Origin of the sequence: Xenorhabdus sp. PB62.4 (assembly GCF_014467285.1) — a bacterium.
Lineage (GTDB): Bacteria > Pseudomonadota > Gammaproteobacteria > Enterobacterales > Enterobacteriaceae > Xenorhabdus.
This window is the reverse complement of sequence record NZ_NKHR01000001.1, coordinates 423,844-429,843: the sequence shown is the minus strand read 5'-3', so window position 1 is coordinate 429,843 and position 6,000 is coordinate 423,844. Positions and strand designations below refer to the sequence as shown.

General features: G+C 46.1%; 9 protein-coding genes. 2 read left to right on the top strand and 7 right to left on the bottom strand.

Going from position 1 to position 6,000, the window contains the following annotated elements:
* The 7 genes from Xenpb_RS01875 to Xenpb_RS01845 all read right to left on the bottom strand — a co-directional run.
* On the bottom strand, positions 1-302 hold a 302-nt coding region (locus Xenpb_RS01875), incomplete at its 3' end, for an IS630 transposase-related protein (protein ID WP_187652823.1).
* An 88-nt stretch (positions 303-390) separates the two neighbouring features.
* Complete coding sequence (locus Xenpb_RS01870) at positions 391-570, bottom strand: helix-turn-helix domain-containing protein (protein WP_187652822.1); 180 nt, start codon at positions 568-570, stop codon at positions 391-393.
* A gap of 203 nt (positions 571-773) precedes the next feature.
* Positions 774-1,175 (bottom strand): antiterminator Q family protein, encoded by a 402-nt coding sequence (locus tag Xenpb_RS01865; protein ID WP_187652821.1) that lies wholly within the window; start codon positions 1,173-1,175, stop codon positions 774-776.
* Positions 1,176-1,193: 18 nt separating this feature from the next.
* Entirely contained in the window at positions 1,194-2,555 is a 1,362-nt protein-coding gene (locus Xenpb_RS01860; protein ID WP_187652820.1) for a replicative DNA helicase, read from the bottom strand.
* Complete coding sequence (locus Xenpb_RS01855) at positions 2,552-3,136, bottom strand: ATP-binding protein (protein WP_187652850.1); 585 nt, start codon at positions 3,134-3,136, stop codon at positions 2,552-2,554. Before Xenpb_RS01855 ends, Xenpb_RS01860 begins: the two co-directional genes overlap by 4 nt.
* A 15-nt stretch (positions 3,137-3,151) precedes the next feature.
* The gene (locus Xenpb_RS01850) at positions 3,152-3,943 is read right to left on the bottom strand and encodes a helix-turn-helix domain-containing protein (RefSeq protein ID WP_187652819.1); all 792 of its coding nucleotides are present in this window, start codon (positions 3,941-3,943) and stop codon (positions 3,152-3,154) included.
* Positions 3,944-4,022: 79 nt separating this feature from the next.
* Entirely contained in the window at positions 4,023-4,256 is a 234-nt protein-coding gene (locus tag Xenpb_RS01845) for a YdaS family helix-turn-helix protein (protein ID WP_187652818.1), read from the bottom strand.
* A gap of 181 nt (positions 4,257-4,437) precedes the next feature.
* Here Xenpb_RS01845 and Xenpb_RS01840 point away from each other — a divergent pair, with 181 nt between their 5' ends.
* Together Xenpb_RS01840 and Xenpb_RS01835 are read left to right on the top strand one after the other, a co-directional pair.
* Complete coding sequence (locus Xenpb_RS01840) at positions 4,438-5,049, top strand: helix-turn-helix domain-containing protein (protein ID WP_187652817.1); 612 nt, start codon at positions 4,438-4,440, stop codon at positions 5,047-5,049.
* Positions 5,050-5,326: 277 nt separating this feature from the next.
* A complete protein-coding gene (locus Xenpb_RS01835) occupies positions 5,327-5,725 on the top strand; it encodes a hypothetical protein (RefSeq protein ID WP_187652816.1) in 399 nt (132 codons plus the stop codon).
* The last annotated feature ends 275 nt before the right edge of the window (positions 5,726-6,000 follow it).

Genomic DNA, 6,000 nt, shown 5'->3' with positions numbered 1-6,000 from the left:
TTTTTTTTATGGGTGATCCGAAGCCGTTTCAAGGCGTAATGAATAGCCGATTGTGAGACACCTAAACGTTTTGCTCTTTCCCATTGATAGTCATCGGGAAAGTTTTGGACATCCGCAATGAGCACCGCATCAGGGATTTTCGTGGCGGGTTTATCGCGGGTCATGCAAGGTTCTATCTTATTACACCACCGAAACAAGGTGCGCATGGAGATTTCAAAATGGGCACTCGTTTGTTCGAAAGTCAACGAATGCTTGTCTTTGTATGCCAGTACCCGCTTTCGAAAATCTAAGCTGTAGCCCATCTCGTGTTATGCCTTGTCGTCTAGGGGTTAGGTATTATGTCATATTAATATGATTTGGCTATATCTCAGTTTGCTTAAGCGAGCGGTATTAGTCGTTGTCCCGGCTTTCCATCAGACCAGCCAGACAAAATTGAGTTAACAGTAATTGGCAACGGGGCGCTGATAGCCCCGTCAGGGCAGAAATGTCTGAAACAGAGGCCCAGTCATACACGGATACGGTTTCTAAAACGCAGGCGGCGGCTGTTGTCATATCTTCATGTTTTAGCATGATAATTTAAACCTTTGGTCAGTTATTCGGCATGAACACACATGTAACTCTGACCAATGACAACAGCAAGTCTTACGTTTATTTCAGGCGTAAAAAAACCTTGCATAGGGCAAGGTTTAAGCTGTCTGGTATTAATAAGCCTGGTGACTTTGTCATCACGTTTATCACAATAGCACCGTTTTTACGATCGTAAAGAGTTATTTTCACAAGCCACATAATGGGTATTGCGCTAACAGGATGTCTTTATCCATTTCCAGTGAGATATCCAGCATCATTAACATCCCTTCAATAACACCTTCGGCCTTTTGTAATCGCTTCCCGATGTGCGTATCAGAACAGTGGTGATCATGAGCCAATTGCATAAATGTTTTACCGAACACGTAATAATCAAAGAGCAAGTCATGCGCATCGCGATGCGTCTGATTCAGTTTTGCCATGCAACTGGCGATAACCATGGCATCATCATCACAACATTGCACGCGGGATTTCACTCGGTTCGGGATTAATCCTTTGAAGCCCGCTGCAATAGAGGACCAGTAAACCCCATCGCGATTATCCGCCGCCCATGCCCCCCAGCGTTCCATGACTAATTGAATATCACGCATTCGCACACTCCCCTGTGATTAAAGTGCCCTGTCGGCATAGCGGCGTTCTTTTTGTTTGGTTTGTCGCGGCATCCGGCAAACTTCGGCCGCCGATATCTGATCGGTCGGCAGATAATGTCCGTGCCTGAATGCCTGATAAATCGTGCCGGTTTGCCCGTGACTGTTCTTCTCCAGAATAATTTCCGCGTACTGGCTGGCGGAGCTGAATGGGTTATACACCCCATCCCGGTAAGTAAAAATGATGCGATCCGCATCCTGCTCCAGAGAACCGGAATCACGTAAGTCTGCCGCCACCGGACGACGCTGATGCAAGGGGCGCTTATCCACTTCCCTTGATAACTGGCTCAAGGCCGTGACCGGGATATGCAGTCGTTTCGCCAATCCTTTCAGTGCCTTCGATATTTCTGCCACAGCTAAGTCGTGACGGTCAGCCCGGGGTTTTCTAATCAACCCAAGATAGTCTACGAAAATGCCCTTTAAGTTCGGGTGGCGACGCTTATGGGTTTCACTGATGGCGCAAATTTGTTCGATACTCAAATCACTGGCATCCAGCACATAAATATCCCGATCGATGAGCGAACCCAGTGCATTGCCAATACGCCCCCAGTCTTCATCATACAGTTCACAGTTTCTGAGTTTAGACACGGGCATTGCAGCCGAACCTGCTACCATGCGTTCAGCAATTTGTTGCGCTGCCATTTCCATGGAAAACAACAAAGCACCGCCACCATTTCGGGTCATGCCGTCAATCATGCACAGGGCCAGTTCTGTTTTTCCCATGCCCGGACGTCCACCCAGTAAAATCAGGTCAGTCGGGTTAAATCCGCCTGTCAGTTCGTCCAGCGGCTCAATGCCCGTCAGGATCATGCCTGTCTTGCCCTGATTACGCGCTTCCAGTGTTTCAACATATCTATCCAGCAATGTGCCGATGACAATAGGCTGTAACCTACTGTCACTCCGGGATAATCCATTAAACTGGGACGCAAAAGCCTCAATCAGTTCTTCAGCTTGCGTGTGATTGCCGCAGGCCTGAATCTCTTTCTGGTAACGATTAATCAGGTCAGTGACCTGACGTACACGCCAATAACTCATGACCTTTTCCGCATAGCCTTTTAGGTTTGCCTGCCAGACCGGGGTCTTGGCCAGTTCCAGCAAGTTAGCCAGAATACCGCGTTCTTCGCCCATTGCATCCGCAATGAAAAAGGGATCGATAATGGCACTGCTCAGGACCTGCTTTTTGATTTCCCCGTACACCCGGCGCAGATGAACGGAGCTGAACGCCTCATCCGGTAAAATCGCCAATACGTCGTAGGCATCCGGTGTCGCCCCACCTGATAACAAGCCACTGATGACGGCCATTTCCAAATCATATACGTTCATGCGATTACCCTCCGGTAGCTTTCCCAGTCAAAGGCCAATACCGTGCCACCCTGAAGCACTCTGTCCAGCGTCCGATCCCCCAAAAACTGCGCCAACTCAGTCACGGGTAAATTACTGATCAGGACGGTGGGCAACAGGTCTTCGTAGCGATTATTCAGCACCTCAAACAAAATATTGCGTTCAGACTCTGTACCGTACTGCACGCCAATTTCGTCAATCACCAGCAAATTCAGCTCGCTGTAAAATTTCAAGGTATCAAATTCACTCATCTCCCCTTCGCTATTCCATGAACGACGAAACGCCCGGATAATGCGTGACGCGGTGGTGATAAAAACCGCTTCATCACCGCCTGTGGCAATTTCACGGCAGATGGACACGGCAAGGTGGGTTTTGCCCGTGCCCTGACGTCCGCACAGGATCATGCCTTCCCCTGCCCGCTTGCGTTCTTCCCACGTCTGGACGTAGCCCTGACAGGTTTTCAGGTTGTTTTCTGCCATTCGGTTCTGCGGCTGGTAGGTAGCAAAGCTGGCCTGCGCAAAGCGGGGAACGATTTTCAATATGCCCAGATCGGTTGTTTCCATCACGTCTGCTGCTCCTTAAAGATTTTTTGTCCAGTTCGCGCCATGTGATTCATAACGCTTGTGCTCAAATCCGGTATGGGTGTTGACTTGGGGCTGTCGCACGGATCTCGTTTTGTCAGGAAATAACCCTTGCCAACTGTTGGCAATGGAGGTGCAAATCACTTCGTCAGGGTTGGCACATGCTGCCAATTGCTTGGCCTGCTGTCGGCAACTGGTTTCTGTCAGGGGTTTCCTGATTTCCTGCCTGAACTTCACCCAGTCCGCCCATGTTTCAGCACTGACGTTTTCAGGTTTGGCCGTCAGGGGATCGAATGCTGGTTTTTTTGTCTTTCTTTCCTGTTTTTCCTGCTCAGCCCCTTTGGGGTTTATAGGTTCTTTGATTGATTCATTGACTGGTTCAAAAGAGTGACTGGTTCTGGTGCCATCTGACGGCATAGGAGGGATGTCACCAGACGGCACAGGGGTGCCAGCAAATGACACAGGGCTGCCAACAGGTGGCACAGGGGGTGTGCTTTTTGGTGACACAGGGCCAGCGGATAAATTCAGGTAATAGACATTCGAGGCATTCCCTTTCCCGTTGTGATTACCGAGCCGGTTTTCCTTGGTAAGCAAACCCATCTTAATCAGGGCATCAATGTGGCTTCGCACTGCGCTTTTGCTGCATTCACAGTGATCTGCAATATGCTGATATGAGGGCCAGCACTCCCCTTTATCATTTGCATTGTCGGCCAGCTTAATAAGCACCAGTTTTCTCAGGGAATTACCCACCCGGATAGCCATTGCCTGCGCCATCAGACTCATACTCATGCCGTTTCTCCCTGTTACCGTATGTTAAACAACATCCCCATGTTCAAAACACCCCGCATAATTAATCCCTGTCTAGAATTTATTGAGATTTTTTTTCAGGGGGCGGGAAAACGGTAGGCAGATCAGGACGCAATTCATGAGCCTGAACCGCACCGTTTGAAAAAACCACAATATCGGGGACCCGTGATACTGAAACCCGTTTTTTTCCGTACAACCACGCACTGATAAGCGATTGCGCACACCCCAGAACCTGAGCCAGCTTGGCCTGGCTGCCTGCGATATCTATCACTTTTTTTATCACACTGTTTTTCATTAGTTCCTTTCTCCAACACCACGGTAATAACAATATCACTAACAATCAATATAAATCACTATTGGAGTATTTGTAAAGGTATCACTTTAGAGATAGAATAAGCAAAAATGTTCCAAGACAGCGGTTCTTGGGCTTATCCCCTGTATTTCACATAAATGCGGGAACCACTCATGAGGCACTTATGACGCTTGCTGATAGATTAAAAGAAGCCATGGCAGATAAGGGGCTGACCCAATCTGCTCTGGCAAAAAAAGCCGGCATGGCACAATCCATGATATGGAAATTACTTTCCGGGAACGCCGTCAAAACAGGCCGACTCGTTGATTTGGCCAAGGCGCTTGATGTGCGTCCGGAATGGCTTAGTGATGGCAGTGGTCATAAATCTCAGTCCGGTGATACTGATTTTACTGTCAGGCATGACAACCGTTATGCACCGGTAAAAATTTATGAAGCAGCACAAGAAACCCCGGAGTTCTTCATGGTGCCGGCCTTTTCTGAACAGCAAACCTTGTTTGAATCCTGCCGGGCTTATCGCATCACCCAAAATACCGGCTGCGCTGAAGCGCCGGAAGGGACGGTGATCGTGGTGGATATACAGGAAGATATCGCCAATGATGATTTAGTCTATGCACGCATCGGAGAGCACTATTCCGTTTATCGTTATAAACAAGGGGGAGCTGTCAGCTTTTTATCTGTTGATGACTCACGTATCCCCTTGATAACCCTCTCTCCCGACATGGAAATCGTCGGTGTGATTGTTTATTTATTTCGTAACATGAAGCGAAAACGATAACATTCCCATCCCTACTAGAAACACCGCCAAACCCTGCCTCTATTTGCGACAAGATACTGTTTTTAATGCAGTATCTTTAATTTCATTGAAATTATTATCACCCTCAAGTTCTAAAATCATTCAGATAATATCAAATTAAAATTATTTGATATCAATAAGATAATTAAAAAAACTTGATTTATATCACTTTAGGTATGGATTTGATGGAATTTAAGTGATAATGTTAGCCACATCAAAGTGATAGGAATAATCACTACCATAGTCAGCGAGAGGATTTATGCGTACCTTCATTTCTGCCATCATCAAGAAACCGGCAACAAAACCAAAAAATGCTATCACCATTAATGGCATTGTTGCCAATATCGCACAAAAAAACAGCCTGCATACAGGAACAACACATATCACCTTTTTGGCAGACCAATATCATCAGGGCAAAACCCAGAATCATGGCATGGGCATAAAAAATAAAGATGAATTTAAGCATCATATATTAACGACGTATCGGGTCAGCCCAAAACATACAGAGCCTGTTCCTTGCTATAATTTAGAACCGATTGTCGATTACGGTTATGCGCTCTATAAACGGAGAGGACGATATATGCATTTAATTGATATCATTCCTCTGATTAAAGCAGACAAGAAAACACGGTCAGTAATAAAAATAGCCACACAATAAACGAATATAAATAAAATCTATAAATTTCAATAAACATTAAAACTTAATTACAACGCCTGCGCTGGGGAATGTTTCAATCTAAATTCAGAACGATTACGTACAAGAAGAGAATATAGAAGATGTAATATTATATGACAATTATAAAATTGCATTTAAATAATGCATAGATTACCAATACTGCAGGTGGACACTGGAAGAAATTTCCATACTGATGTGATGAACGGGTACTTGATACGGTGCCCTACAACGGAAGATCAAAAAATTCAAATGGCATT